Below are 22,760 nucleotides of genomic sequence, written 5' to 3'. Positions count from 1 at the left end.
CTGACCAGGCAGTCTTGACCGCCAGCGTCTGACGGTACTCCTCTACCCTGAACGTGGACGAATCGTGTCCCCGACGTTGACAGCGGGCGTCCAGCCGGACAGCGCGCGGGGCGTCCGCCTAGGCTGGTGGGCGCGGCCCATTCCGCCGGTGCCGCCCGATCGGAGGATGTCACGATGGTGGTCCGGCCCTACTGGTTGAAGCGTGCGAGCATCGAGGACTTCGAGGCGGCCTACGACCCCGAGACCTGGCCCTCGTACACCGATTCGACCGGGCTGCCGCTGTTGGCCGAGGCGATGTCCAACCAGGATCCGGCGACGCGCGCGTTCATCGCCGGGCGGCTCCTTGACGACGGGGCGGATGCGACGGTCGTCCTCGACGAGGGGTACACGCTGCTGCACGTCCTGCTGGCGCAGCGCGCCCGGGACCCCGAGGTCGACCCTCCGCTCGTCCGTCGCCTCATCGCCGCCGGTGCCGACGTGAACCGGCCCGCCGGACGACACCAGCGCCGCCCGGTGGAGGAGGTCGACCACCCGAAGCTGTCCGAAGCGGAGCTCGAACCCTACTACCGTGCGTTCTTCGACCAGCCGGGCCTCGAGCTCCTCGCGCCCGACCCGCACGGGCACTCGGTGCTCGACCGGGCCCGCTCGAGTCGCTTCCGGCGGCCGCAGCTGTTCGACCTGGTGACGGCGTATCTGGATGCGGCCGGACTCGCCCCCGCCACCGAGGCGGTGACCCGCACGGCGACCTGGCAGAACCTCGACGAGCTCCGAGCCGTCTACACCCCAGGCCTCGCGTCCGCGGTCGACGAGAACGGCGACAGCCTGCTCCACGCCGTCCTGCGCAATCCCGACCTCACCGTCCGCTCCACGTTCGTCCCGCAGCTGCTGGCCGACGGTGCCGACGTCGCCCTGCGCACCGCCGAGGGCGACAGCGTCCTCCACCTCGCGCTCGACCGCTCCGGCGCGCGGGACGCCGAACAGGACGCCCGGGTGCTCGGCGCACTCATCACCGCGGGTGCCGACGTCAACGCGTCGTCACCGGCGAACGGTGTCCCGCTGACCGCACTCGCCGGGCAGGGCAACTTCCCCGAGAACCGACTCGAACCGCTGTACGACGTGCTCCTCGCCGCGCCTGGCCTCGACCCGGCCGTCGTCCTCACCGACGGCCGGACCGCGCTCGACGTCGTCCGCACGGCGCGGCCTCCTCGTCCGGTGCTCCTCGCCCGCCTCGAGGCCCTTGCCGTCTGACACCGGAGCCGACCGACCGCGGGAGCCGCGATCCCTGAATCGGCATTGTCGTGCGCTCACATCCCCGCAGTAGCCTGTGGGGATGACCACCCGCCGCACCCTCGACCAGTCCTCCAAGCTGAAAAGCGTCCTCTATGAGATCCGGGGGAAGGCCCTCGTCGAGGCCGTGCGTCTCGAGGCCGACGGGCACCGCATCCTGAAGCTCAACACCGGCAACCCCGCGATCTTCGACTTCGAGGCACCGCACCAGATCGTGCGCGACATGATCGCCGCGCTCCCCCACTCCCACGGGTACAGCGACAGCCGCGGCATCCTCTCCGCGCGTCAGGCCGTCTCCTACCGCTACGAGGAGATGGAGGGGTTCCCCCGGGTCGATCCGGAGTGGGTGTTCCTCGGCAACGGCGTCTCCGAGCTCATCACGATGACGATGCAGGCCCTGCTCGACGACGGCGACGAGGTCCTCATCCCCGCGCCCGACTACCCGCTGTGGACCGCGATGACGAGCCTCGCGGGTGGCACGCCGGTGCACTACCGCTGCGATGAGGAGGCGGACTGGGCGCCCGACATCGAGGACATCCGCTCCAAGATCACGCCGAACACCAAGGCGATCGTCGTCATCAACCCGAACAACCCCACGGGCGCGGTGTACTCCCGCGAGGTGCTGGAGCAGATCGCCGGCGTCGCGCGCGAGCACGGGCTGCTGCTGCTCGCCGACGAGATCTACGACCGCATCCTGTACGACGACGCGGTCCACATCCCGATGGCGACCGTCGCCCCCGACCTCCTCTGCCTCACGTTCAACGGCCTGTCGAAGACCTACCGCGTCGCCGGCTACCGGTCCGGCTGGCTCGTCATCACGGGGCCCCGCGACCACGCGCGGGGCTTCCTCGAGGGCATCACCCTCCTGGCGTCCACGCGCCTGTGCCCGAACGTGCCCGCGCAGCACGCGGTGCAGGCGGCGCTCTCCGGCGTGCAGTCGATCGACGCCCTCATCGCACCGAGTGGTCGCCTGCTCGAGCAGCGCGACGCCACCTGGGCCGGCCTCAACTCCATCCCGGGCGTCTCCTGCACCAAGCCCATGGGTGCGCTCTACGCCTTCCCGCGCCTCGACCCCGAGGTCCACGAGATCCACGACGACGAGCAGCTCGTCCACGATCTGCTCGTGGCGGAGCACATCCTGCTCGTCCAGGGCACGGGCTTCAACTGGCCGGACCCCGACCACCTGCGGGTCGTGACCCTGCCCGAGGAGCGCGTGCTGACGGACGCGATCGAGCGGCTCGGGAACTTCCTGTCGTCCTACAAGCAGTAGGCGCGCGAGCAGCAGCACCGCAACAGGAGATCAGCACCACAGCAGGACGTTGCCGAGCTCGAGCATGTCCTGCTGCCGGGCGGATCTCCTGCCCTAGACGCCGAGGTAGCGGCCCGGCCGGTGGTTGAGCGCGAGGATGAGGTTCAGGAGGACCGCACCGAGCGCCGAGACGAGCACGTTGAGCGGCGGCACGGCGACGAGCGACACGAGCACCACCACGGTGTCGACGGCCATGAGGACGTAGCCGGCACGGATGCCGAAGCGGTCCTGCAGGATGAGCGCGACGATGTTGAACCCGCCGAGGCTCGCCCGGTGTCGGAACAGGATCAGGATGCCGACGCCGCAGAGCACGTTGCCGACGACGGCCGCGTAGAACGGGTCGATGTGTCCGACCGGCAGGAACAGCGGGTGCACCCCGGACAGGACGGACACGAGCACGATCGCGCCGCCGCTCCGCAGCGTGAACACCCAGCCCTTGCCGCGGATCGCGAGCAGGAAGAACGGCAGGTTGATCGCGATGAACAGCACCGGGAACGGCACGGGCGCGAGGTAGCTGACGAGGAGCGACAGGCCGGCCGTCCCGCCGGTCACCGCCGAACCGGCCTTCAGGATGAAGAGGCCGAACGACACGACCGTGACGCCGACGAGCAGCCCGAGGATGTCCTCGACCGCCCCGTGTCGGACTGGAGACGGCGCCGGGGCAGGTGTGGAGGGAGCCTGCTGCGCGCTCGACGTCGCGGCGCTCGGCTGCTGGGTGCTCATTCCGCCAACGATGCGTCAGCTCGTCGTCTTGCGCAACACGAGTAGAGTGCAGTGGTCATCGTGCTCGATTCCCAGCCCGAGAGTGAGCAACATGCCTCATCCTGCGACCATCGACCACCTCGACGCGCGCATCCTGACCGCGCTCGACGACGACCCGTCCATGACGGCGCTCGCCCTTGCACGCACCCTCGGCGTCGCGAGGAACACCGTCCACGCCCGTCTGCGCCGACTCGAGACGAGCGGCGCACTCGGCCGCCCCCAGCCGACGGGTCCGACTGTCGGCGCTGGGCTACCCGCTCACCGCCTTCATCGAGATCTCCATCCGTCAGGACCTCGCGACCGAGGCCTATGCGGCCCTCGAGTCGATCCCGGAGATCGTCGAGGTGCACGCGACCACCGGCGACGCCGACCTCTTCGCGAAGGTCGTGGCACACGACACGGAGGACCTGCACCGCATCGCGGGCGTCCTCCTCGCTGCCCCTGGCGTGGTCCGGACGAACACCAAGGTCTCCCTGATCGAGGTCATCCCGTACCGATCGTCGAGCCTCCTCGACCGCCTCGCCGAGGAGCCGTCAGCGCGCTGAGGTCGTCAGCGGGCTCGAACCGTCAGCGCGCCGACCGGGCGCGCACCACAGCGGCCGTGCCCGCGGCGATCGCGACGACCGTGCCGTAACCGAGCACCGTGGCGTGGAGCCCGATGGCCGAGGCGAGCAGGCCGGCGATGACGGCCGGCACGCCGAAGGACAGGTACGCGACGATGTACAGCGCGGCGAACAGCTCAGCGCGTTCGTCGGCCGGCGCGAGCGGGACGAGCGAGGCGATCGTGCCCATGAACGCCGTGCCGAACCCGGTTCCGGCGATCACGACGGCGACCACCGCGACCGGGAGCGACCCGAGGATCAGGGCGACGAGCAGGAGCACGGTCCCGGCGGACAGCGCGGACGCCCCGTAGACGGCCGCGACGACGGGTCGGCGACGGTGGAGCACCGCGGCCGCGACGGCCCCGGCGGCCGGCAGCAGCCCGATGAGGAGTGCCCCTCCGAGCTGGCCGTCCACGCCGAGCTCCGTGTGCATGATGCTCGGCCCGAGGGAGAGGAACAGCCCGCCGGTCGCCCAACCGCCGAGGACGATCGGGATGCTCACGACGAACAACCGTCGGGCGTCGACGGGGACGGCTGCGCGGGGTCGGATGGCGCGCGCCCACCCGGGGGTGCGGGCTGCGGTCTCCGGCACGTTCCAGATGGACACCGCGATGAGCAGGTACGCGACCGCCAGCGGTAGGAACGTCCAGCTCGACGGATCGGCGACCGTCTGCAGCAGGACGCCCGCGAGGATCGTGCCGGAGGCGAGACCGATCATCGGGGCGATGGCGTTCAGCAGGGTCGCCGCTCGTGGCCGCTCGGGCGGGGCCAGATCGATGATCGTCGCCGACAGCGTGGAGAGCAGTGCCCCGCTGGCGAGGCCTTGGAGCACGCGGGCGAGGTACAGCAGCGCTCCGGAGTCGACGTGCCAGAGGAGCAGCATGCTCGCGGCGAGCACGACGAACCCGGCGGTGATCACCGGGCGGCGTCCGAGGTGGTCCGAGACCGAGCCGATCGTGAGGAGCGCGACCAGCAGGGCGAGCGCGTAGGCCGAGAAGGCGATGGTGACGCCGATCGGGCCGATGCCGAGCCGCTCCTGGAGCTCCGGGTAGAACGGTGACGGAGCGCTGGCACCGGCGAGCATGAGCGTGCTGCCGAGCCCCGCGAGGACGAAACCGAAGCGACGGCGCGGCAGCACGGGCGCGCCGTCAGCCGCGGTGGGCACGGGTCGGGTCGGGGGTGACGGGGTCGTCGTCTGCACGGGGCGGGCATCCTTCGGTTCCAAAAATGTCGAACGATTGGACGATACGCGCTTTCCGCTCATTGTTCAACTATTATCGAACCATGCCCGCACCAGCCGATCTCACGCACCCCGACCGCGAGGCGATCGAGCTGCCGGCCGTCCTCTTCGCGCTCAGCGATCCGGACCGACTCGAGATGGTGCGGCAGCTCCGGGACGGACCGATGGACGCCGCGAACTGCACCGCCCTCGACCCCACGATCCCGAAGTCGACGAAGTCCCACCTCATGAAGGTGCTTCGCGAGGCCGGCGTCATCCGGAACGAGCCGAACGGTCGCCACCGCACGCTCACCCTGCGGCGTGACGACCTCGACACCCGGTTCCCGGGCCTGCTCGACGCCGTCCTCGACGCCGACTGACCAGCAATCCCGCCCCTGGCATTCGCGCCGCATCGACGGGAGCTGCCAGAATTGTCGGCGCGGTGATCGACCGCGCAGACGACGACAGGGGGCTGGGGAACATGGGAACGCTGCGGTACGGGAACGAAGCACTCGAACTCGAGGATCGGACCCTCGCCCATGTGCAGATGGTCGTCGTCTCCAAGCTCCGCAAGGGCGAGGCGTTCCTCCTCTCCTGGACGATCGACCCCGCACACGGCTCGGGCCGCTACGCGATCTGGATCGAGACCGGCGTCCCCATCGTCTTCCGGTTCACCGGCTCCCGCCCGGTCGCACTCAACCGCACCTGGTTGCAGGCCATGCTCGACCGCACCTACACGCCGGCGGGGCTCGAGCTCATGCCGGAGACCGACTACCCGGAGCTGTCCGCCGACAACTGAGGCACCGCCACCAGCACGATCCCGAGTAGCACAAGCGATCCGACCGTTCAAGCATCGGCCGTCCGACACGTGCTCGATTACCATCGGATCATCGAAGGTCGGGGACTTCTGAGAGTCGGCTCGAGCGGCGCCTGGAGGGCCCGCAGCGCGCAGTCGAAATCGTCGAAGACATTCGGAGGCGGGCCACACGGATCAGACCGTGCGGCCCGCCTCGCTGTTTCCCCTCAGACCAGGTGGGGAAGACCGAGTGGCCTCCCGGCCCATCGACGCCTCAGAGCCGCGGCTCAGTGCTGCGGCTGCCCCTCGGGCTCGGTGCGGTCGATCGAGTCGACGGCCTCGCGCATGCGGTCGAGGAAGTCGACGATGCCGGCCGCGATCTCCGGTTCGATCCCGGTGGTCGCCTCCATCATGCGGTGGTGCATGTGGCTCAGGGTCTTGCGGACCTCCGAGTCGGCGAAGTCGGTGGTCGAGACGGTGACGCGGCGACGGTCGGTCTCGCTCGGCCGACGGACGACGTGACCCGCCGCCTCCAGGCGGTCGAGCATGACCGTGACCGATGAGGTCTTGATGCCGAGGTAGGCACCCAGATCCGTGGGGCTGACCAGACGGTGCTCCTGCTTGGCGCGCAGCATGAACCGCAGCGCGAGGAGGTCGTTCTCGCCCATGTGCATCTCGTCGCGGGTCCGACGACGCATCGCGGCCTCGGCGGCACGGTACAGACGCATGGCCTCGAGCATGCGGCGGCCGCGCTCGTGCTCATCCTGTTCGTACCAGTAGTGCTGCGCGTCAACGGCTTGGGCGGTCATGAAGTCCAACAGTAGTGGTTCTCGTAACGAGATTGTCTAGCGGAGTCCGGATCGCGATGTCAAGTGGGGTACATGCAGACGCATGAATAGCTAGATTCTCTAACAACACGAACGTTGAGCAAGGAGCAGTCATGAGCACGGTGTTGGAGCGAGGCACGGGGACCACGGTCGCCTGGGCCGAGCCGGACGCGACCCTCTGGGTCGCCTCGGTCGACGGCGAGTACGCCGGCATGGTCGAGTTCCGGGACGGCCGCTTCGTCGCCGCCTCGAGCACCGGCAAGGACCTCGGGGTCTTCGTCTCCCTGCTCCGCGCCAAGGAGGCGGTGGAGAACGGCCCGGCGAAGACGCTCCAGTTTCCGTACGTCGCCGCTGTCGCCGCGTCCGCGATCGTGTCCGCGACCGCCGTCGCCTTCACCGCGTTCGCCGTCCTCTAACCACTCCGTGAAGCGCTCGCTCGAGGTGCTCCCGGACGGCATCCTCGCCGAGCGCGCCGCCGACGGAGACGCCACCGCCTTCGAGGTCCTCGTCTTCCGGCACGGTTCGCTCATGCGCGCCTACGCCGTCCGCGTGCTGGGCAACCAGTCGGAGGCGGAGGACGTCGTGCAGGACGTCCTCATCCAGGCGTGGGGCCAGCTGGACCGGCTGAACGACCCGAACGCGGTGAAGTCCTGGCTGATGCGCATGGTCTCGAACCGGGCGATCGACCGCATCAGACGCCGCCGCGAACACAGCGAGATCGAGGATTGGAATGCCCCCGCCCCGTCCCATCAGTCCCCCGAACGGGTCGTCGAGGTGCGCATGCAGATGAGCGCACTCGCCTCGGTCCTCGACCGACTGCCCGCCATGCAGCGCGAGTGCTGGATGCTCAAGGAGACGGGCGGGCTGTCGTACGTCGAGATCGCCGAGTCGCTCGGGGTCCCGACGTCGACGGTGCGCGGTCAGCTCGCGCGAGCCAGACAGACCGTCCTGCGGGAGATGGAGGTGTGGCGATGAACGACGACGACCACGAGTCCATGCTCGACGGCCTGGCCGGCGCCGACCTCGACGGGCACACCATCGACGAGCTCTCCGACTACCTCGACAGCGGCCGTGAGCCCCTCGACCCCGACATCGAAGCCTCCCCCGGTTGCCAACTCGCCCTCGACGCCCTGCTCCGGCTGCGCACCCAGACCTGGGCGCTGCTCAAGTCGGAGGCGGCGACGCACTCCGAGCAGGACCGCTCCTGGATGCACGCGGTCCTCCAGAACATCTCACTCGAGGCGCACGCCGGTCGGGACATCCCACTCAGGCACCCGGACCCCGAGGTGCACCTCCGTATCACGGAGGGCTCCGTCCGCACCCTGATCCGCGGGGTGGGCGACAGCGTCGGCGGGGTCATCGTCGGTCGGGTCCGGCTCGACGGCGATGTGACGACCCTGGACGCGCCCATCACGGTGGCGATCACCGCCTCGGCCGCGTTCGGCAACAACCTCGAACGGCTGTCGCAGCTCATCCGGGATCGCGTCGTCGCGGAACTGGCCACGCACACCGAGCTCAACGTGGTCGCCGTCGACGTCACGATCATCGACATCCACACGCAGCGCGTCGCCCGGCCGGAGGACTCGTGATGGACACCGATGCCGCACTCTCGCAGCAGCTCACCGCCGTCGTCGCTGCGACACCGGGGGTCACGACGGTCTACGCGTCCGGGTCGCCGATCCGTGCGGTCCTGCGGACCGTCGCCGACGCGGTCGGGCGTGACGACGACAAGCCGACGAAGGTGGCCGTCGGTCGCGGAGCCGACGGCGCGCTGACGATCGGCGTGACCATCGGCGTGACCGACGGGGCTCCGGTCCCGGCGACCCTCCGTCTCGTCGGCGATGCGATCGGCAAGGTGCTCGCGACGTCGACGGAGGGGACGCCGATCCATGAGATCGACGTCCGCGTGTGCCGGATCGAGGACGCAGCACCGCTGGGAACGCCGCTCACGGGCGCGGCGACCACACCGTAGACCCCGTCAGACAGGCGCCGGCTCCTGCTGCACCGTGGGTGCCGTGCCGGTCGTCCGCGCGCGGTGGCGGCGTTCGATCGCCTGGCCGACATAGCTCGCCACGATGATCAGCGCCGCACCGAGCGCACCCAGCGGGCCGATCACCTCCCCCGCGATGAGCACGCCGACGAGGAGCGCCCAGACGGGTTCCGTCCCCATGAGGATGCTCGCGCGCGAGGCCGAGGTCCGCCGCACCGCCCACAGCTGGACGACGAACGCGAACACGGAACACAGCAGACCGAGGAACAGCACGTCCAGCCAGCCGCGCAGATCGAGCCGCGTGACAGCTGCCGCGAGCCCGTCACCGGCGATGAGGCTGAACGCCCCGGCGCACACGAGCATCTGGACGAAGACGACGCCGAGCGTGCTGTCGGTTCGACCTCGCGTCAGGTGCGCACTCGACGTCACGTGCACCGCACGGACGACGGCGGCGGCGATCACGAGCGCGTCGCCCGCGGTGGGTGCGCGGAGACCGCCGTCCGACACGAGCAGCGCGACACCGACCACGGCTGCGACCGCGGCGACGAAGTAGGACCTCGGGAGCCAGGACCGCGACGCGACACCGTCGAGCACCGGCGTCATGACGAGCGCGAGGCTGATGAGCAGCCCGGCGTTCGTCGCCGAGGTCAGGTGCACGCCCCACGTCTCGAGGCCGATGATCGCGGCCTGCGAGCAGCCGAGTGCCGCCGCGATCAGCAGGCCCCGTCCGCGAGGGAGTCGCTCCCGTCGCACGAGACAGATGAGCCCGATGGCGATCACCGCCACCAGGAAGCGCAGGGCGACCGCGGCCGGCACACCGGTGACGGCGGCGAGGCCCTTCGCCGCGAGGAAGCTGGCGCCCCACACCGCCGCGACCCCGACGAGCAGCACATCGACGATGAGTTCGGAGGGTGCGCGGCGGGCCATGCCGCTACTCTCCTGGAGACGGACACGACAGAACAACAGGCAGTGTCTGGATCGACGATGAAGGAAAAGCTTATGGATCCCGCGCGCCTCCGCCTCCTCCGCGAACTCGGCGACCGTGGCAGCGTCGCCGCGGTCGCCGCAGCCATGCACGTCAGCGCCTCGGCCGTGTCGCAGCAGCTCGCCGCGCTGCAGGCCACCATGCCGGTGCCGCTCACCGAGAAGCACGGGCGCCGCCTCGTCCTCACCGAGGCCGGCGAAGCCCTGGCCGTCGCCGCCGCGCGCGTCGAGGAGGCACTCGCCGAGGCCAGGGACGCCGTGGACTCCTTCCTCCAACACGAGCAGCGCCCCGTGAGCGTCTCCGCGTTCCACAGCGCGGGGCTGGCGTTCTTCGGACCGCTGCTCGCGAGCGGCCCCATTCCCGGAGTCGATGCGACCGGTCCGGTTCCGCGGCTCATCCTCGCCGACGCCGACGTCGCGCAGGACCGGTTCGCCGGGCTCACTGCGGACTACGACCTCGTCATCGCCCACCGGCTCCCGCACGAGCCGGCGTGGCCGCTCGACCGCCTCGTCGTGACGCCGCTGCTCGTCGAACCCCTCGACATCGCGATGCACGAGGCGCATCCGCTCGCGGCGCGGTCGGAGCTGCGACCGGAGGATCTGCGCGACGAACGCTGGATCTCCACGCACGAGGGGTTCCCGCTCGCCGGCGTCCTCCATCACCTGGGCGCGCTGAGCGGCCGGGCGCCGCGGATCGACCACCGTATCAACGAGTTCTCGGTCGCCGCCCAGGTCGTCCGCACGGGGGCGGCGATCGCCGTCATGCCGCGCACCACGGCGGCACCCTTGGCCGTCGACGGCATGGTCCTCCGACCGGTCGCCGGCGCGGTCCTCGTCCGGCACGTCGACGTCCTGGCGAGACCGGAGGCGATGGCGCGATCCGCGGTCCGGTCGGTGCTCGCCAGCCTCCAGCGCGTGGCCGCCGACGCGAGCACGCTGAGCTCGTATCAGCCCTCCGACGAGACGTCCACCCCCAGTCGCCCGACGTCCAGGAGGCGCAGGGTGGAAGGACAACGACGAAGGAGCATCCATGCGCGCACTCACGTACCAGGGTCGCCGTTCGGTGTCGGTCGAGACCGTCCCGGACCCCGCGATCACCGCCCCCACCGATGCGATCATCCGTGTCACCTCGGCAGCCATCTGCGGCTCCGACCTCCACCTCTACGAACTGTTCGGCCCGTTCCTCGACCGCGGCGACGTCCTCGGCCACGAGACGATGGGTGTCGTCGAAGCCGTCGGCTCGGAGGTCACCCGCGTCGCGGTCGGCGACCGGGTCGTCATCCCGTTCACCATCGCGTGCGGCGAGTGCTTCATGTGTCGCAACGGGCTGCAGTCGCAGTGCGAGACGACCCAGGTCACCGAGCACGGCAGCGGCGCCTCCCTCTACGGCTACACGAAGCTCTACGGGCAGGTGCCGGGCGGACAGGCCGAGTTCCTGCAGGTCCGACTCGCCGACGCGAACTGCATCGTCGTCGGTCGCGACCTGCCCGACGAGTCCTACCTCTACCTGAGCGACATCCTCCCGACCGCCTGGCAGGGCGTCGAGTACGCCGAGGTGCCGGACGGCGGCTCGATCACCGTGCTCGGCCTCGGCCCGGTCGGTCAGCTCGCGGCTCGCATCGCCAAGCACCGCGGTCTCGAGGTCTTCGCCGTGGACCCGGTGCCGGAGCGCCGTGCCCTCGCCGAGCGCTACGGCATCCGTGCGCTCGACCTCTCGGACGACGTGGTCGCGGAGCTCCGCGACGCCACCGGCGGACGCGGCCCGGACGGGGTCGTCGACGCCGTCGGCATGGAGGCCCACGGGTCACCGATCGCGGCTGCGGCACAGACGGCCGTCGGCGTGCTGCCCGACGCGATCGCGCGACCGGCCATGGAGCACGCCGGCATCGACCGGCTCGCCGCCCTGCACACCGCGCTCGAGCTCGTCCGCCGTGGCGGCGTCGTGTCCCTGAGCGGCGTCTACGCCGGTGAGGCGGACATCATGCCGATGAAGTCGATGTTCGACAAGCAGGTGTCGCTCCGGATGGGTCAGTGCAACGTCGCCCGCTGGATCCCGACGCTGCTCCCCCTCGTCGAGGACAGCACCGACCCGCTCGGCGTGCTCGACCTCGCGACCCACCGCGTGCCGCTCGCCGAAGCTCCGGCGATGTACGAGACCTTCCAGAAGAAGGAGGACGGCTGCATCAAGGTCGTCCTGAAGCCGTCGGCGTAACCGCCCACAGCACGAAACGACCCGCGCCGATCATTCGGCGCGGGTCGTTTCGTGTCAGGCGCTCAGCAGTGCGTCAGGGCCCGGTCACCAGTCCGTCGGACCGGCACTCCCCGCCTCGTACTCCTCGAGCGGCGTCTCGCCGGCGGCCCAGGCGGTGACGACCGGGGTGACGATGCGCCAGCACTGCTCGGCGATGTCGCCGCGCACCGACAGCAGCGTGTTCTCCTGCAGGAGGCCGGCGAGCACCTGCGCGTAGGCGCTGAGGGTCGCAGCTCCGGGATCGGCCTCGAGCTCGACCCGGCGCAGGCCGTCGACGTCATCGGCTCCGGTCACGATGAGGTCGAGGTGCACCGCACCGCCCTTGAGCGACATGCGGAGGACGGTGTCGGAGTGTCCGTCCGGAGCGTCCAGTCCGGTCGGCGCAGCCGAGCGGCGGAAGTGCACGGCGACCTCGCGGCGCGGGTCACCGATGCCCTTGCCGGAGCGCAGGACGAACGGCACGCCCTGCCAACGCGGGGTGTCGACCTGGAGCAGGAGCTGTGCGAGCGTCTCCGTCTCGCGGGAGGCGTCGACGTCGGGCTCGTCCACATAGGAGGGGAAGAGCCGGTCGCCGACCCGGCCCTCGGTGTAGCGGGCGCGACGGGCGGTCGACGGGTCGTCCTTCCACAGTCGCACGGCGCCGAGGACCTCGGCGATGCGGTCGTGGACGTCGGTCGGCGTCACCGCGTCCGGACGCTCCATCGCCGTGAGGGCGAGGACCATGAGCAGGTGGCTCTGCAACATGTCGCGCAGAGCGCCGGTCTGGTCGTAGAACGCTGCACGCCCCTCGAGCCCCAGCTCCTCGTCGTAGAGGATCTCCACCTTCTCGATCTGCTCCGCGTTCCAGCCCGCCTCGAGGAGTCGGTTGCCGAAGCGGAGGCCGAGCATCCCGAGGACGGTCGCGTTGCCGAGGAAGTGGTCGATGCGCCACAGACGCTCCTCCGGCACGACCTCGGCGAGCGCCGCGTTGAGCGCCTGGGCGTCGGCGAGGTCGTCGCCGAAGGGCTTCTCGATGGCGATGAGGAGGTCGTCGGGCAGGTCGATCTGCGCGAGCGCCTCGGCGACCTTGCGCCCGGCGGACGGTGGGAGCGCGATGTAGAGGATCGGCGAGCCGGTGCAGGCGTCGAGCAGTGCACGCAGTTCGTCGGGGTCGGAGGCGTCGGTCGGGATGAACTCCGTCGTCGACACCAGCGCGTCGACGGTCCGGGCGCCGATGCCGGCGTCCTCGAGGCTGGCGCGGACGGTCGCACGCCACTCCTCGTTCGGCTGCGGCGTGCGGGCGGCACCGATGATCTGCAGCGAGATGTCGCGGGCGGCGTCGACGACCTCGCCGAGGCCGGGGATCAGGAGCCGCTTGGCCAGGTCGCCGTTGGCGCCGAGGATGGCGATGGTGCGCTTCGTCGGTTCCAGCGACTCCGCGTCCGGGATGCCGGGTACGGTGTCGGGATCGGGCTGGGTGGTGGTGTCGGACTGGTCGCTCATGATTCCATCCTGACCGAGCCGCCGGCCGATCGTCCTGGGGTTGCGCACGCCCGCGCCCCGGTCACTGAGCCAACTTCGGTCACTGAGCTAACTTCGGTCACTGAGCTTGTCGAAGTGCCCCCGAGCACACGTCCACGGCCACAGAACGACTCCCCGTAGGCCCTTCGACAGGCTCAGGGAACGGGCGCCCCGCTCACCGAGCCGACCTCGGTCACTGAGCCGACCTCGGTGACTGAGCCAACTTCGGTCACTGAGCCAACTTCGGTCACTGAGCTTGTCGAAGTGCCCCCGAGCACACGTCCACGGCCACAGAACGACTCCCCGTGGGCCCTTCGACACCTCGACAGGCTCAGTGCGGCGCAGCTCAGGGAACGGGCGCCCCGCTCACCGAGCCTGTCGAGGTGCGCGCCTACTTGTCGTTCTCGGCGAGCCAGGCGTAGGACTCGGCGACGCCGCCGAAGATCTCCTTGCTGTAGCCGTCGAACTCCACGACGCGGGTCGCGTGCGGTGCGGCAGCGAGGATCGCCGGGATGTCGACCTGGCCCTGACCCGCGGGCTGCTGGTTCGCGAACGCCTGAGCGAGCGCGTCGGGCACGACGAGCGCACTCTCGCTGCTCGGCAGTGCGGTGGCGATGTCACCGGAGATGATGCCGTCCTTGATGTGCAGGAACTGCACGCGGTCACCGAGCGAACGGAGGAACGCCGGGGTGTCGGCACCGCCGACCGTCGACCAGAAGGTGTCGATCTCGAGGACGACCTCGGGCGACAGCTGCTCGACGAACAGCTCGAAGATCGGGCGCCCGTCGACGTGGGTCGAGAACTCCCAGTTGTGGTTGTGGTAACCGAACTTCAGGCCGGACGCCGCTGCTTGGACGGCGAGCTCGTTGACGCGCTCGGCGAGACGTGCCGCGTCGTCGGCGGTCTGCCAGCGATCGGTGGGGATGAAGGGGTCGATGACCGTCCCGATCCCGAGCCGCGATGCCGCGTCGAACGCGACCGCCGGGTCGGCGGCGTCGATGACGGGCGCGTGGCCGGACGGGGCCGTGACACCAGCGGCGGCGAAAGCGGTCTCGAACTCGGCAGCGCGCTCGACGAACGCGTATGGCTCGACCTTCGTGAAGCCGATCTCGGCGATGCGGGCGACGGCGCCCTGCAGGTCCTCGGCGATGGCGTCGCGGACGGTGTACAGCTGCACGGACGGTGCGCTCATGGGTACTCCTTCGTAGCTTCGGGCGGGCACCGACGGGCGCATCGGATCGCGTGACGGACACCGAGCACGGAACCGCTTCTGTCGACTCATCGACAAAAGTACCCGAGCCGAGTCTATCGACAGAGACTGGGCGCGCGGGTGGCCGGGCACTCATAGTCTGGAGATTCGACCGACCATCAGCGAGGGGGCACCATGGCAGACCTGAACCGGACGAGGCGGAGATCACCACGCCGCGCGATCGTCATCATCGGCGTCCTCGTGCTGATCGCCGTCGTCCTCTACGCGCTGACCCTGAACCCGAACGTGTTCATCCTGCTCGTCGTCTGCATCGTCATCGTGGTCTCGATCGAGGCGCTGACGAGCAGACCTGACCGGTAGCGATCCGGCCGGTGGCGGGACCGTTACTTCTCGGCGCGCTTCAGCGACTTCTTGACCGCACGCTCGGCGAGGACGGTCACGTAATCCTGGACCGGGCGTTCGGCGAGCGCGCTGACCTCTTCGCGCACGAGCTCGCCGATCCGAGCGGAATCGACCCCCGAGTACTTCTCGCTCAGCTTCGCAGTGAGCTGACGGATGATCTCTTCGTGGTCGATCTCAGTTGCCATGGACTCAGTATCAACCCACAGTTGTTGCCTGGGCTGTGAATCGCGACTTCCGTCCGCCGCTGTTCTCCCGCCGGACACCTGGCCGCCGCGATCCGTTCACCCTCCCCATCGGGCACCCGCCGAGGATATTCTGACCGCGATGTCGATTTCCGTGTTCGCCGTTCGACGTCAGAGTGAGGCGGGCGATCAGCGCCCCTGACGACAGGAGAAGACGATGTCGAAGTACATGCTCATCATGCGCAACAGCGGGTCCGTCGAGAAGCTCGAGGACATGGACTTCGAAGCGGTCATCAACGCGATGGGCGCCTACAACGAGTCGATGATCAACGCCGGCGTGATGGTCGGCGGTGACGGTCTCACCGACGCCGCACAGGGCGCCGTCGTCGAGTTCACGACCGAGGCGCCGATCGTCACCGACGGCCCCTACGGCGAACTCCACGAGCTCTTCAACGGGTTCTGGACCATCGAGGTCGCCACCCGCGAGGAGGCCATCGAATGGGCCGGCCGTGCGCCGCTCGGCCCCGGCAACAAGATCGAGGTGCGCCGCGTGACCGACGAGACGGACTTCGCCGACCACGCCGACAACGAGTACCTCCAGAAGGAGCAGGAGTGGCGGGCGCAGGAAGGTGTGGCGAAGCCGGCGGCCGACCCGGCCTGAGCACGACCGACGCGAGACGGACATGACCGACGCCGACATGACCGACACCGGCGCGGCGGACGGCGATGAGGCCGCCCGCCGCGTGGTCGACAGCGTCTGGCGGATCGAGAGCGCGCAGATCGTCGCCACCCTCACGAAGCTGACGGGCGACCTCGGTCTGGCGGAGGATCTCGCCCAGGAGGCGCTGCTGGAGGCCCTCGAACACTGGCCGCGCGACGGCGTGCCGCGCACCCCGGGTGCGTGGCTGACGATGGTGGCCAAACGTCGCGCGATCGACGGGTGGCGACGTCGGGCAGCCCTCGATGAGCGGTACCGCTCGCTCGCCCGTGACCTGGAGCAGGCGAGCGACCTCGACTGGGAGCCGATCGGGGACGACGTGCTGCGGCTCGTCTTCACCGCCTGCCACCCGGCGCTCTCGCGGGAGTCGCAGGTGGCGCTGACGCTGCGGGTCGTCAGCGGGCTCACCACCCAGGAGATCGCCCGGATGCTCCTCGTCCCGGTGCCGACGGTGCAGGCGAGGATCACCCGTGCGAAGAAGACGCTCGCCGCGGCGAACGTCCACTTCGAGGCGCCGGACCCGGCCGAGTGGCCCCGGCGCCTGTCGGCCGTCCTCGGCGTCGTCTACCTGCTCTTCACCGAGGGGTACGCGGCGACGAGCGGACCGACCTGGATCCGCGCCGACCTCGCGAACGAGGCCCTGCGGCTGGGCCGACGCCTCGTCGCGCTCGTCCCCCGCGAGCCGGAGGCGCACGCGCTCGTCGCCCTCATGGAGTTCCAGGCCTCACGCTTCGCCGCCCGCGTCGCACCCGACGGCTCCGCCATCCTGCTCGCCGACCAACACCGCGAGCGCTGGGATCGGGCGCAGATCGTTCGCGGGACGGCAGCGCTCAGCCGCGCCGACGCCCTCGGCCGGGGACGCGGCGCTTACGCACTCCAGGCGGCCATCGCGCAGTGCCACTCGGTCGCTCCGAGCGTGGACGCGACGGACTGGGAGCAGATCGTGATCCTCTACGAGACGCTCGGACGGATCGCCCCGAACCCGGTCGTCGAACTCAACCGCGCGATCGCGGTGTCGATGGCGACCGGCCCGGCGACGGCGCTCCGCATCGTCGACAGCCTCGCCGACGATGCGTCGCTGCGGGGGTCGCATCTCATCCCGAGCGTCCGCGGCGAACTGCTCGCACGGCTGGGGCGCATCGAGGAGGCGCGCTCGGAACTCCTGACCGCCGCGCACCTCGCAGCGAACGACCGTGAGCGCGACGTCCTGCTGCGGAAGGCCGCCGAACTGCCGCAGTGAACCGCGTCTCCTGCGACCTCAGCGTCCGGACGACACCTGCGCCGGGCGATCGAAGCGCTGCCCTTCGGGCTTCGACGGAAGCAGCACGAGGACCAGGATGATGACGCTTCCGATCGAGGGGACGAGTGTGAAGAAGTAGTACGGGCCGGGGAAGTTCGCGTCGTGCAGGCGCCGCCAGGTGATCGCCAGGCTCGGCACGATGAGGGCGAACCACACCACCAACAGCAGGATCACGCCGAGGATGAGGAGCACACGCATGCCGAACTCCATGGGCCCAGGCTCCGCGAAGTCATAGCCACCCCCGGACAGGTCTTCTTCCTGCGCAGCCGTCGCTGCTGCGACGCCGGTCATGATGGCACCGACCATGACGAGCAGCGTCGGGATGAGGATCAGGATCGTCGTGAGCAGCGAACTCCACCAGTACTCGCTGAGCGACGCGCGCCCCGAGAAGTTCGCGTACTGCTTGAAGAACCGCTTGGTGGCCTGGCGGAACGTGGCCCCGTAGAGCGGCAGGGTCAGGTCGTCCGGCGAGCTGGCACCCCGGGGCGGGGGCGCGATGTACTGCGGCTGACCGTACGGTGCCTGGCCGTACTGCGGCTGCCCGTACGGCAGCTGGGACTGCGGACCTGGAGGGTTTGGAGGATACGTCATGACTGCTTCCGGATCGCTGGTCGAGGTGCCTCCAGTATGCCCGGCATGGCGACCGGGGCATCGGGGCGGATCACTCCGACGCGGCCTCCCAGCGCAAGAGGTCGCCCGGCTGGCAGTCGAGTGCGACGCACAGCGCTTCGAGCGTCGTGAATCGGACCGCCTTCGCACGGCCGTTCTTCAGTACCGCGAGGTTGGCCGGTGTCACCCCCACGAGCTCCGACAGGGTACCGACCGACATCTTGCGGCGAGCCAACATGACGTCGATGTCCACGATGATCGGCATCAGATCACGTCGTCCAACTCGGAACGGAGCCCCTGCGCCTCGATCTCGCGGTCGACGGCCTGACGCAGCAGGGACCGCATGACCACGACCACGAGGGCGACACCGGCGGTCACGAGCGCGGCGCCGCAGAGGAGACCGATGACCCCCGGCGCGATCCCGCCCGGAGCGAGGAGGACGGCGAGCCCGAACGTGAGCAGCGCGGACACGGCGATCGCACCGATGATGACGTCGACGAACCGGAACGAGCGAGCCGAGAAGACCCGCCCCCGACGGACCAGGTCGAGGAGCGCCCAGACACACACGGCGCAGAGCTGGAAGGTGATGATCTCGGCGATCACGATGATCGCGAACAGGGTCCGCGGCACCTCGTCCACGCCGTCGAGGTCCGCCCAGAGCAACGGGACCATCACCACCTGCACCACCAGCGAACCCACCAGAGCGACCGCGAGGATCACCCGCAGCACCAGGACCGTCACTCCGCGCATCGCGCACCTCCATCGAAGAACAATGGAAAGCTATCGTTATTCGATAGATTGCGCAAGCCGACGCCATCCCGCTCCCTGAGCCATTCCGGTCCCTGAGCCCATCCGGTCCCAGAGCCCTTCCAGTCCCCGAGTCCGTCGGGTCCCAGGGCCATCCCGGTCCCAGAGCAATTCCGGTCCCGAGCCCATCCGGTCCCTGAGCCTGTCGAAGGGCGCACTCAACCTCGGAACGCCTCCTGACGACGCCTCGCGACGAGCAGCACACCGGAGAGGAGGGCGAGTGCGGCGATGAGCAGCGCCGCGGACGGCGCGGCGCCGGTCCTGGCGAGGTCGTCGCCACCACCGCCCCCGCCGGCTCCGGGCGCCGAGGCACCGGGGCTTCCGACAGACGTGCCCGGGAGGGCTCCACCGCCCGTCACCTGCAGCGAGGCCGTCGCCGCGCGATCGGTGGTGACACCTCGGAGCTCGACCGTGTGCACCCCGTTCGGCGTCGAGACCGGCACGGCGACGACACCCGAGACGGCACCCGAGCCGTCGGCGGTGAAGGTGGCGAGCCGCACCGGGTCGGAGAAGAGCGTGACCGTCACCTGCTCACCGGCGCCGAAACCCGAACCGGCGACCGCGAGGGAACCGCCCGCCGTCACCGATGAGGCACCGAGGACCACCCGGGCGCCGTCCCCCGGCTCCGGGTCGACGGGCGTCTCGACGACCGTGACGGTCACCGAACGCTCGGCGCCGACATTGCCGGCGACGTCGGTGGCGCGGTACCGCACGAGGTGCTCGCCCGGTTCGTCGAGCACGAGCCCGGCATCGGAGACCGGCGACCAGCCGGCATCGTCCTGGCCGGCACCACCCGAACCCGCGTCGCCCGACCTCACTGCCGCTTCGACCAGGGCGACCCCGGAACCCTTGTCCGTCGCGTCGAACCGCACGGTGACCGGTCCGGTCGCGGGGGCCTCCGGTGTGGTGACCGCCTCGACCTCCGGCGCGGTCGTGTCGATGTCCACGGACAGGGCCACCGGTTCGGAGACGTTCCCAGCAGCGTCGGTCGCGCGGGCCGCGACCACGTACACGCCATCGGCGCCGAGCATCAGCACCCGCGTCTCCGGGTCGAACGCCTCGACCTCCTCCGCCGGCGTCCACGCGCCGTCGCCGAGCCGGAGTTCGACCATCGGGGCGTCGTCGACGTCGTCGTCAGCGTCGACCGCGACCGACACGCCCTCGCGATACCAACCGGCCTCGCCCGTCGGCTCGGCCGGACTCGACGCGAGCGTCACGGTGGGCGCCGTCGTGTCCGGCTCCCCCGCCGGAGCGACCGCGTTCGCCGTGATCTCCAGGATCCCGACGGATCCGCCCTGTTCCGCCGCACCCCAAGCCTGCATGCGCACCCGGAGGGCCGACGTCGCGACCGGTGTGAAGCCCACGGCGTTGGCGACGTCGCGGTCCCGGGTGTACGGGTCCGTGGTGTCGACCGGCACCCAGGAGCCGTCCGCGGCGAGCGTCTCGACCACCCAGCTGCGCGGCGGGATCACCCCCACGTTCGCCTCGTCTGCGGCGTCGGCGAAGAAGTGCACCGACGCGGCGTCGAGCGTGACCTCGCGGTCCCAGCTCAGCTGCACCCACTGCTCACCGACCATCGGCCAGGTGCCCCAGGACGCACCCGAGGCACTGCCGTCGTTGACGGCGTCGACCGTGGTCCACGGCGAGGAGTAGGAGGCGGTCGCCGTGGCGAACGACGCGATGTCGCCCTCGAGCGGGGCGTCCGCCGAGCGCTGCACGGTGATGGCGGTGACCGCCGACACGTTGCCGGCGGTGTCGCTCGCACGCAGGTAGACGTCGTGCGCCTCGAGGTCGAGCATGACCGGCGCGGTGTACGGCTCCCAGGCGTCCTGTCCGTCGACGGCGACCTCGAGGCCCGCGAGACCGGACGCGGTCTCCGGCGCGCCAGGATCGGCGGCCGACGCCGTGACCGCGCGGCTCTCCGCATCGAACGCCGCGTCGACGGTCGGTACACCGGAGTCGATCCGGAACGACGCGTTCCAGACCTCGGAGGTGTTCCCGGCGGCGTCCGTCGCCCGGATGGCCACGCTGTGCGGTCCGTCACCGGTGATCGTCTGCACGGCCGTCCGCTGCCCGGCGACGGCGGTCCAGTCGCCGCCGTCCCGCTGGAACTCGATGAGCGGCGTGGGGTCCGCCGCGTCGAGCGCCGTCGCCCGCAGCGTGACGTCACCGAGGAACCAGTCCCCCGCGCCGTCGACGCCGATCGTCTCGACGTCGAGCGTCGGCGCTTGGGTGTCCTCGGTGACCGTGCCGTCGATGACCGTCACGGTCGCCTCGACGCGGCCGGCCGCATAGCCTTCGGCGGTGCCGAGCACGGTGAAGGATCCGGGCGCGGCGAGCTGGTCCGCGGGGACGGGGTCCCAGTGCACGGTCGCGCGGACGGAGCCGCCCGTCGCGTCGTCGAGGAGCACGGTCTCCGGGAGGAGGGGCTGCGTCCCGGTGATCGTCGACACGACGACCGGCTGATACCCCGTCGTCTCGGCGGCCAGCACGCGCCACTCCTCGACGGCGAGCGCCGAATACGCCGGCGGGTTCGCCCCGTTGGACGAGGCGTTGAGCACCGCCCGGAGCCGGGTGGTGGTGACCGGTTCGAAGGTCACGGTGTGCTCCGCGGTCGTGGAGGTCGGGTAGCCGCTCGGGTTCACGACGTCGACCCAGGCTCCGGACTTCCAGGACTGCAGCCTCCAGCTCGACGGGTCGGACACCCCGTTGCCGGTGCCCGGTGCGACGTCGCGGAAGAACTTGATCGATGCGCTGTCGATGCGCACGGGGCGGTCCCAGTCGTACTGGATCCACTGCTGGGCGGGACGCTCCGCCGACCAGCTGCCCCACATGTCGGGCGGCAGCGGGTTCGGTCGGATCGTCTCGTCGTTGAGGGCGTCGATCCAGTACTGCGTCGGGACGGGCTCGTTCGAGGCCGAGGCGGTCGCCCAGGGTGCGACGTTGCGCCGTGGGCTGAGGTCGGGGCCGCGCTCCGGGGTCGTGACGACCTCGCGCATGGTCGGCGGCACGGTCGTGTCGTCCCACTCCACGCTGTCGATGGCGACCGAGCGACGGAAGTGGTTCCCGCCGACGGCGTCGGCCGTGTGGTACGCGATGTACCACTCGCCCTGGAACTCGGTGATGGCCGGGTGCGAGGTCGTGGACGACACGGGGGCGAGGACGCGGCCGCGCTGGGTCCACGGCCCGAAGGGCGAATCGGCCGAGGAGTACGCGATGCACGCGTGGTAGGTCGCCGGGGTGCAGGTGGAGTCGGGTCCGGCGTTGTTCGCCGCGTAGGCGAGGTAGTAGGTGGCGCCGCGCTTGAACAGCCACGCCGCTTCGAAGAAGCCGTCGACACCGGAGGAGATCGTGCGCACGTCACCCGTGAGCGTCACCATGTCGGCTTCGAGCTCGACCGCGCGGAGCTGACTGAAGCTGCCCCAGTAGAGGTAGACACGACCGTCGTCGTCGACGAAGACCGTGGGGTCGATGTTGTGGATCGTGTTGCCGAGGATGGCCTGGGAGATGATCGGGCCGCCGACCGCGTCCGTCCACGGGCCGAGCGGGTCGTCGGCGACCGCGACGCCGATGCCGAACTGGTCCTCCGACGTGCTCGCCGCCTCGTGGACCGGGACGTACCAGTAGAAGCGGCCGTCGGCACCCTCCACGACCTGCCCCGCGTAGGCGCGGCCGGAGGTCGCCCAGTCGAAGACGGTCTCAGGACGCATGAGCGACGGGTGGTGCTCCCAGGTGCCGGAGTCGGGATCGCCGGTGGAGAACGACTGCCACTCGTTCATGATGAAGTCGTTCGTGGTTGGGCCGGCCTCGTCCCGCCCCGCGTAGATGTAGAGCTCGTCGTCGACGACCAGGGTGGCGGGGTCCGCCGAGTACACGGAGCCGTCGCCGATGATGGGGTTCTGCGTGGCCGCCTCAGCCGGTGGTGAACCGACGACGACCGTGAGCAGTGAGGCGAGGACGGCGGTCGCGGCTCCGAGAGCGGCGAGGCGGAGGGGACGGGACACG

General features: G+C 70.3%; 24 protein-coding genes and 2 pseudogenes. 15 read left to right on the top strand and 11 right to left on the bottom strand.

What is annotated here, in order from left to right; genetic code table 11:
- Positions 1-174: 174 nt before the first annotated feature.
- Both AC5JOC_RS09110 and AC5JOC_RS09105 read left to right on the top strand, forming a co-directional pair.
- A complete protein-coding gene (locus tag AC5JOC_RS09110; protein WP_494246226.1) occupies positions 175-1,248 on the top strand; it encodes an ankyrin repeat domain-containing protein in 1,074 nt (357 codons plus the stop codon).
- Between the two features lie 82 nt (positions 1,249-1,330).
- Positions 1,331-2,557 (top strand): pyridoxal phosphate-dependent aminotransferase, encoded by a 1,227-nt coding sequence (locus AC5JOC_RS09105; RefSeq protein ID WP_056009747.1) that lies wholly within the window; start codon positions 1,331-1,333, stop codon positions 2,555-2,557.
- Between the two features lie 93 nt (positions 2,558-2,650).
- Here the strand turns inward: AC5JOC_RS09105 and AC5JOC_RS09100 are convergent, their stop codons facing one another.
- Positions 2,651-3,319 (bottom strand): YitT family protein, encoded by a 669-nt coding sequence (locus AC5JOC_RS09100; protein WP_079704563.1) that lies wholly within the window; start codon positions 3,317-3,319, stop codon positions 2,651-2,653.
- On the opposite strand from AC5JOC_RS09100, the pseudogene AC5JOC_RS09095 reads away from it, so the two are divergent.
- Positions 3,216-3,509: pseudogene (locus tag AC5JOC_RS09095) on the top strand (hypothetical protein); the annotation flags it as partial. The gene AC5JOC_RS09100 and the pseudogene AC5JOC_RS09095 sit on opposite strands and share 104 nt — an antisense overlap.
- Complete coding sequence (locus AC5JOC_RS09090; protein ID WP_494246223.1) at positions 3,496-3,903, top strand: Lrp/AsnC family transcriptional regulator; 408 nt, start codon at positions 3,496-3,498, stop codon at positions 3,901-3,903. The pseudogene AC5JOC_RS09095 and the gene AC5JOC_RS09090, both read left to right, overlap by 14 nt.
- 22 nt (positions 3,904-3,925) lie before the next feature.
- Here the strand turns inward: AC5JOC_RS09090 and AC5JOC_RS09085 are convergent, their stop codons facing one another.
- The gene (locus AC5JOC_RS09085; RefSeq protein WP_205125839.1) at positions 3,926-5,161 is read right to left on the bottom strand and encodes an MFS transporter; all 1,236 of its coding nucleotides are present in this window, start codon (positions 5,159-5,161) and stop codon (positions 3,926-3,928) included.
- An 83-nt stretch (positions 5,162-5,244) separates the two neighbouring features.
- Between AC5JOC_RS09085 and AC5JOC_RS09080 the strand changes: the two genes are divergently transcribed.
- Both AC5JOC_RS09080 and AC5JOC_RS09075 read left to right on the top strand, forming a co-directional pair.
- On the top strand, positions 5,245-5,559 hold the full coding sequence (locus tag AC5JOC_RS09080) for an ArsR/SmtB family transcription factor (RefSeq protein ID WP_064295809.1): 315 nt from the start codon (positions 5,245-5,247) through the stop codon (positions 5,557-5,559).
- Between the two features lie 101 nt (positions 5,560-5,660).
- Positions 5,661-5,978 (top strand): DUF7882 family protein, encoded by a 318-nt coding sequence (locus tag AC5JOC_RS09075; RefSeq protein WP_086472701.1) that lies wholly within the window; start codon positions 5,661-5,663, stop codon positions 5,976-5,978.
- 284 nt (positions 5,979-6,262) lie between these two features.
- Here the strand turns inward: AC5JOC_RS09075 and AC5JOC_RS09070 are convergent, their stop codons facing one another.
- Positions 6,263-6,784 (bottom strand): MarR family winged helix-turn-helix transcriptional regulator, encoded by a 522-nt coding sequence (locus tag AC5JOC_RS09070; RefSeq protein ID WP_079704559.1) that lies wholly within the window; start codon positions 6,782-6,784, stop codon positions 6,263-6,265.
- A 131-nt stretch (positions 6,785-6,915) separates the two neighbouring features.
- On the opposite strand from AC5JOC_RS09070, the gene AC5JOC_RS09065 reads away from it, so the two are divergent.
- The 4 genes from AC5JOC_RS09065 to AC5JOC_RS09050 are packed head-to-tail and all read left to right on the top strand — an operon-like array spanning position 6,916 to position 8,774.
- Positions 6,916-7,218: a hypothetical protein gene (locus tag AC5JOC_RS09065; RefSeq protein ID WP_124768103.1), complete on the top strand. Its 303-nt coding sequence runs from the start codon at positions 6,916-6,918 to the stop codon at positions 7,216-7,218.
- Positions 7,219-7,225: 7 nt separating this feature from the next.
- A complete protein-coding gene (locus AC5JOC_RS09060) occupies positions 7,226-7,777 on the top strand; it encodes an RNA polymerase sigma factor (RefSeq protein WP_079704557.1) in 552 nt (183 codons plus the stop codon).
- Positions 7,774-8,391 (top strand): Asp23/Gls24 family envelope stress response protein, encoded by a 618-nt coding sequence (locus tag AC5JOC_RS09055; protein ID WP_079706159.1) that lies wholly within the window; start codon positions 7,774-7,776, stop codon positions 8,389-8,391. The genes AC5JOC_RS09060 and AC5JOC_RS09055 overlap by 4 nt, the downstream gene beginning before the upstream one ends.
- Positions 8,391-8,774 carry a hypothetical protein gene (locus tag AC5JOC_RS09050; protein WP_494246219.1) on the top strand — a complete coding sequence of 128 codons (384 nt, stop codon included), beginning with the start codon at positions 8,391-8,393 and terminating at the stop codon, positions 8,772-8,774. Before AC5JOC_RS09055 ends, AC5JOC_RS09050 begins: the two co-directional genes overlap by 1 nt.
- Before the next feature lie 6 nt (positions 8,775-8,780).
- Here AC5JOC_RS09050 and AC5JOC_RS09045 read toward each other — a convergent pair whose 3' ends face one another.
- Positions 8,781-9,719 (bottom strand): DMT family transporter, encoded by a 939-nt coding sequence (locus AC5JOC_RS09045; protein ID WP_494246218.1) that lies wholly within the window; start codon positions 9,717-9,719, stop codon positions 8,781-8,783.
- A gap of 57 nt (positions 9,720-9,776) precedes the next feature.
- On the opposite strand from AC5JOC_RS09045, the pseudogene AC5JOC_RS09040 reads away from it, so the two are divergent.
- A pseudogene (locus AC5JOC_RS09040) lies at positions 9,777-10,637 on the top strand (LysR family transcriptional regulator); the annotation flags it as partial.
- A 169-nt stretch (positions 10,638-10,806) separates the two neighbouring features.
- Positions 10,807-11,988, top strand: coding sequence for an alcohol dehydrogenase catalytic domain-containing protein (locus tag AC5JOC_RS09035; protein ID WP_079704553.1), 1,182 nt, complete (start codon positions 10,807-10,809; stop codon positions 11,986-11,988).
- An 84-nt stretch (positions 11,989-12,072) separates the two neighbouring features.
- Here AC5JOC_RS09035 and AC5JOC_RS09030 read toward each other — a convergent pair whose 3' ends face one another.
- Together AC5JOC_RS09030 and AC5JOC_RS09025 are read right to left on the bottom strand one after the other, a co-directional pair.
- On the bottom strand, positions 12,073-13,509 hold the full coding sequence (locus tag AC5JOC_RS09030; protein ID WP_202939802.1) for a glucose-6-phosphate dehydrogenase: 1,437 nt from the start codon (positions 13,507-13,509) through the stop codon (positions 12,073-12,075).
- A 409-nt stretch (positions 13,510-13,918) separates the two neighbouring features.
- The gene (locus AC5JOC_RS09025; protein ID WP_079704551.1) at positions 13,919-14,719 is read right to left on the bottom strand and encodes a sugar phosphate isomerase/epimerase family protein; all 801 of its coding nucleotides are present in this window, start codon (positions 14,717-14,719) and stop codon (positions 13,919-13,921) included.
- Between the two features lie 192 nt (positions 14,720-14,911).
- Here AC5JOC_RS09025 and AC5JOC_RS09020 point away from each other — a divergent pair, with 192 nt between their 5' ends.
- Positions 14,912-15,097, top strand: coding sequence for a hypothetical protein (locus AC5JOC_RS09020; RefSeq protein WP_079704550.1), 186 nt, complete (start codon positions 14,912-14,914; stop codon positions 15,095-15,097).
- Between the two features lie 23 nt (positions 15,098-15,120).
- Here the strand turns inward: AC5JOC_RS09020 and AC5JOC_RS09015 are convergent, their stop codons facing one another.
- The gene (locus AC5JOC_RS09015) at positions 15,121-15,324 is read right to left on the bottom strand and encodes a three-helix bundle dimerization domain-containing protein (protein WP_079704549.1); all 204 of its coding nucleotides are present in this window, start codon (positions 15,322-15,324) and stop codon (positions 15,121-15,123) included.
- Positions 15,325-15,538: 214 nt separating this feature from the next.
- Here AC5JOC_RS09015 and AC5JOC_RS09010 point away from each other — a divergent pair, with 214 nt between their 5' ends.
- Both AC5JOC_RS09010 and AC5JOC_RS09005 read left to right on the top strand, forming a co-directional pair.
- Complete coding sequence (locus AC5JOC_RS09010; RefSeq protein WP_191940091.1) at positions 15,539-15,982, top strand: YciI family protein; 444 nt, start codon at positions 15,539-15,541, stop codon at positions 15,980-15,982.
- A 37-nt stretch (positions 15,983-16,019) separates the two neighbouring features.
- Positions 16,020-17,279: an RNA polymerase sigma factor gene (locus AC5JOC_RS09005; RefSeq protein WP_494246364.1), complete on the top strand. Its 1,260-nt coding sequence runs from the start codon at positions 16,020-16,022 to the stop codon at positions 17,277-17,279.
- An 18-nt stretch (positions 17,280-17,297) separates the two neighbouring features.
- Here AC5JOC_RS09005 and AC5JOC_RS09000 read toward each other — a convergent pair whose 3' ends face one another.
- The 4 genes from AC5JOC_RS09000 to AC5JOC_RS08985 form a co-directional block, all read right to left on the bottom strand.
- Entirely contained in the window at positions 17,298-17,930 is a 633-nt protein-coding gene (locus AC5JOC_RS09000; protein WP_494246214.1) for a DUF805 domain-containing protein, read from the bottom strand.
- Positions 17,931-18,000: 70 nt separating this feature from the next.
- Positions 18,001-18,213, bottom strand: a complete 213-nt coding sequence (locus AC5JOC_RS08995; RefSeq protein ID WP_137242732.1) for a helix-turn-helix domain-containing protein — start codon at positions 18,211-18,213, stop codon at positions 18,001-18,003.
- The gene (locus AC5JOC_RS08990; protein ID WP_137242733.1) at positions 18,213-18,698 is read right to left on the bottom strand and encodes a DUF2975 domain-containing protein; all 486 of its coding nucleotides are present in this window, start codon (positions 18,696-18,698) and stop codon (positions 18,213-18,215) included. Before AC5JOC_RS08990 ends, AC5JOC_RS08995 begins: the two co-directional genes overlap by 1 nt.
- A 215-nt stretch (positions 18,699-18,913) precedes the next feature.
- Complete coding sequence (locus tag AC5JOC_RS08985; RefSeq protein ID WP_274499017.1) at positions 18,914-22,759, bottom strand: OmpL47-type beta-barrel domain-containing protein; 3,846 nt, start codon at positions 22,757-22,759, stop codon at positions 18,914-18,916.
- Position 22,760 lies beyond the last annotated feature (1 nt).

Source organism: Plantibacter sp., assembly GCF_059073635.1.
The sequence above is the reverse complement of the archived record's forward strand: the minus strand, read 5'-3'. Positions and strand labels throughout refer to the sequence as shown.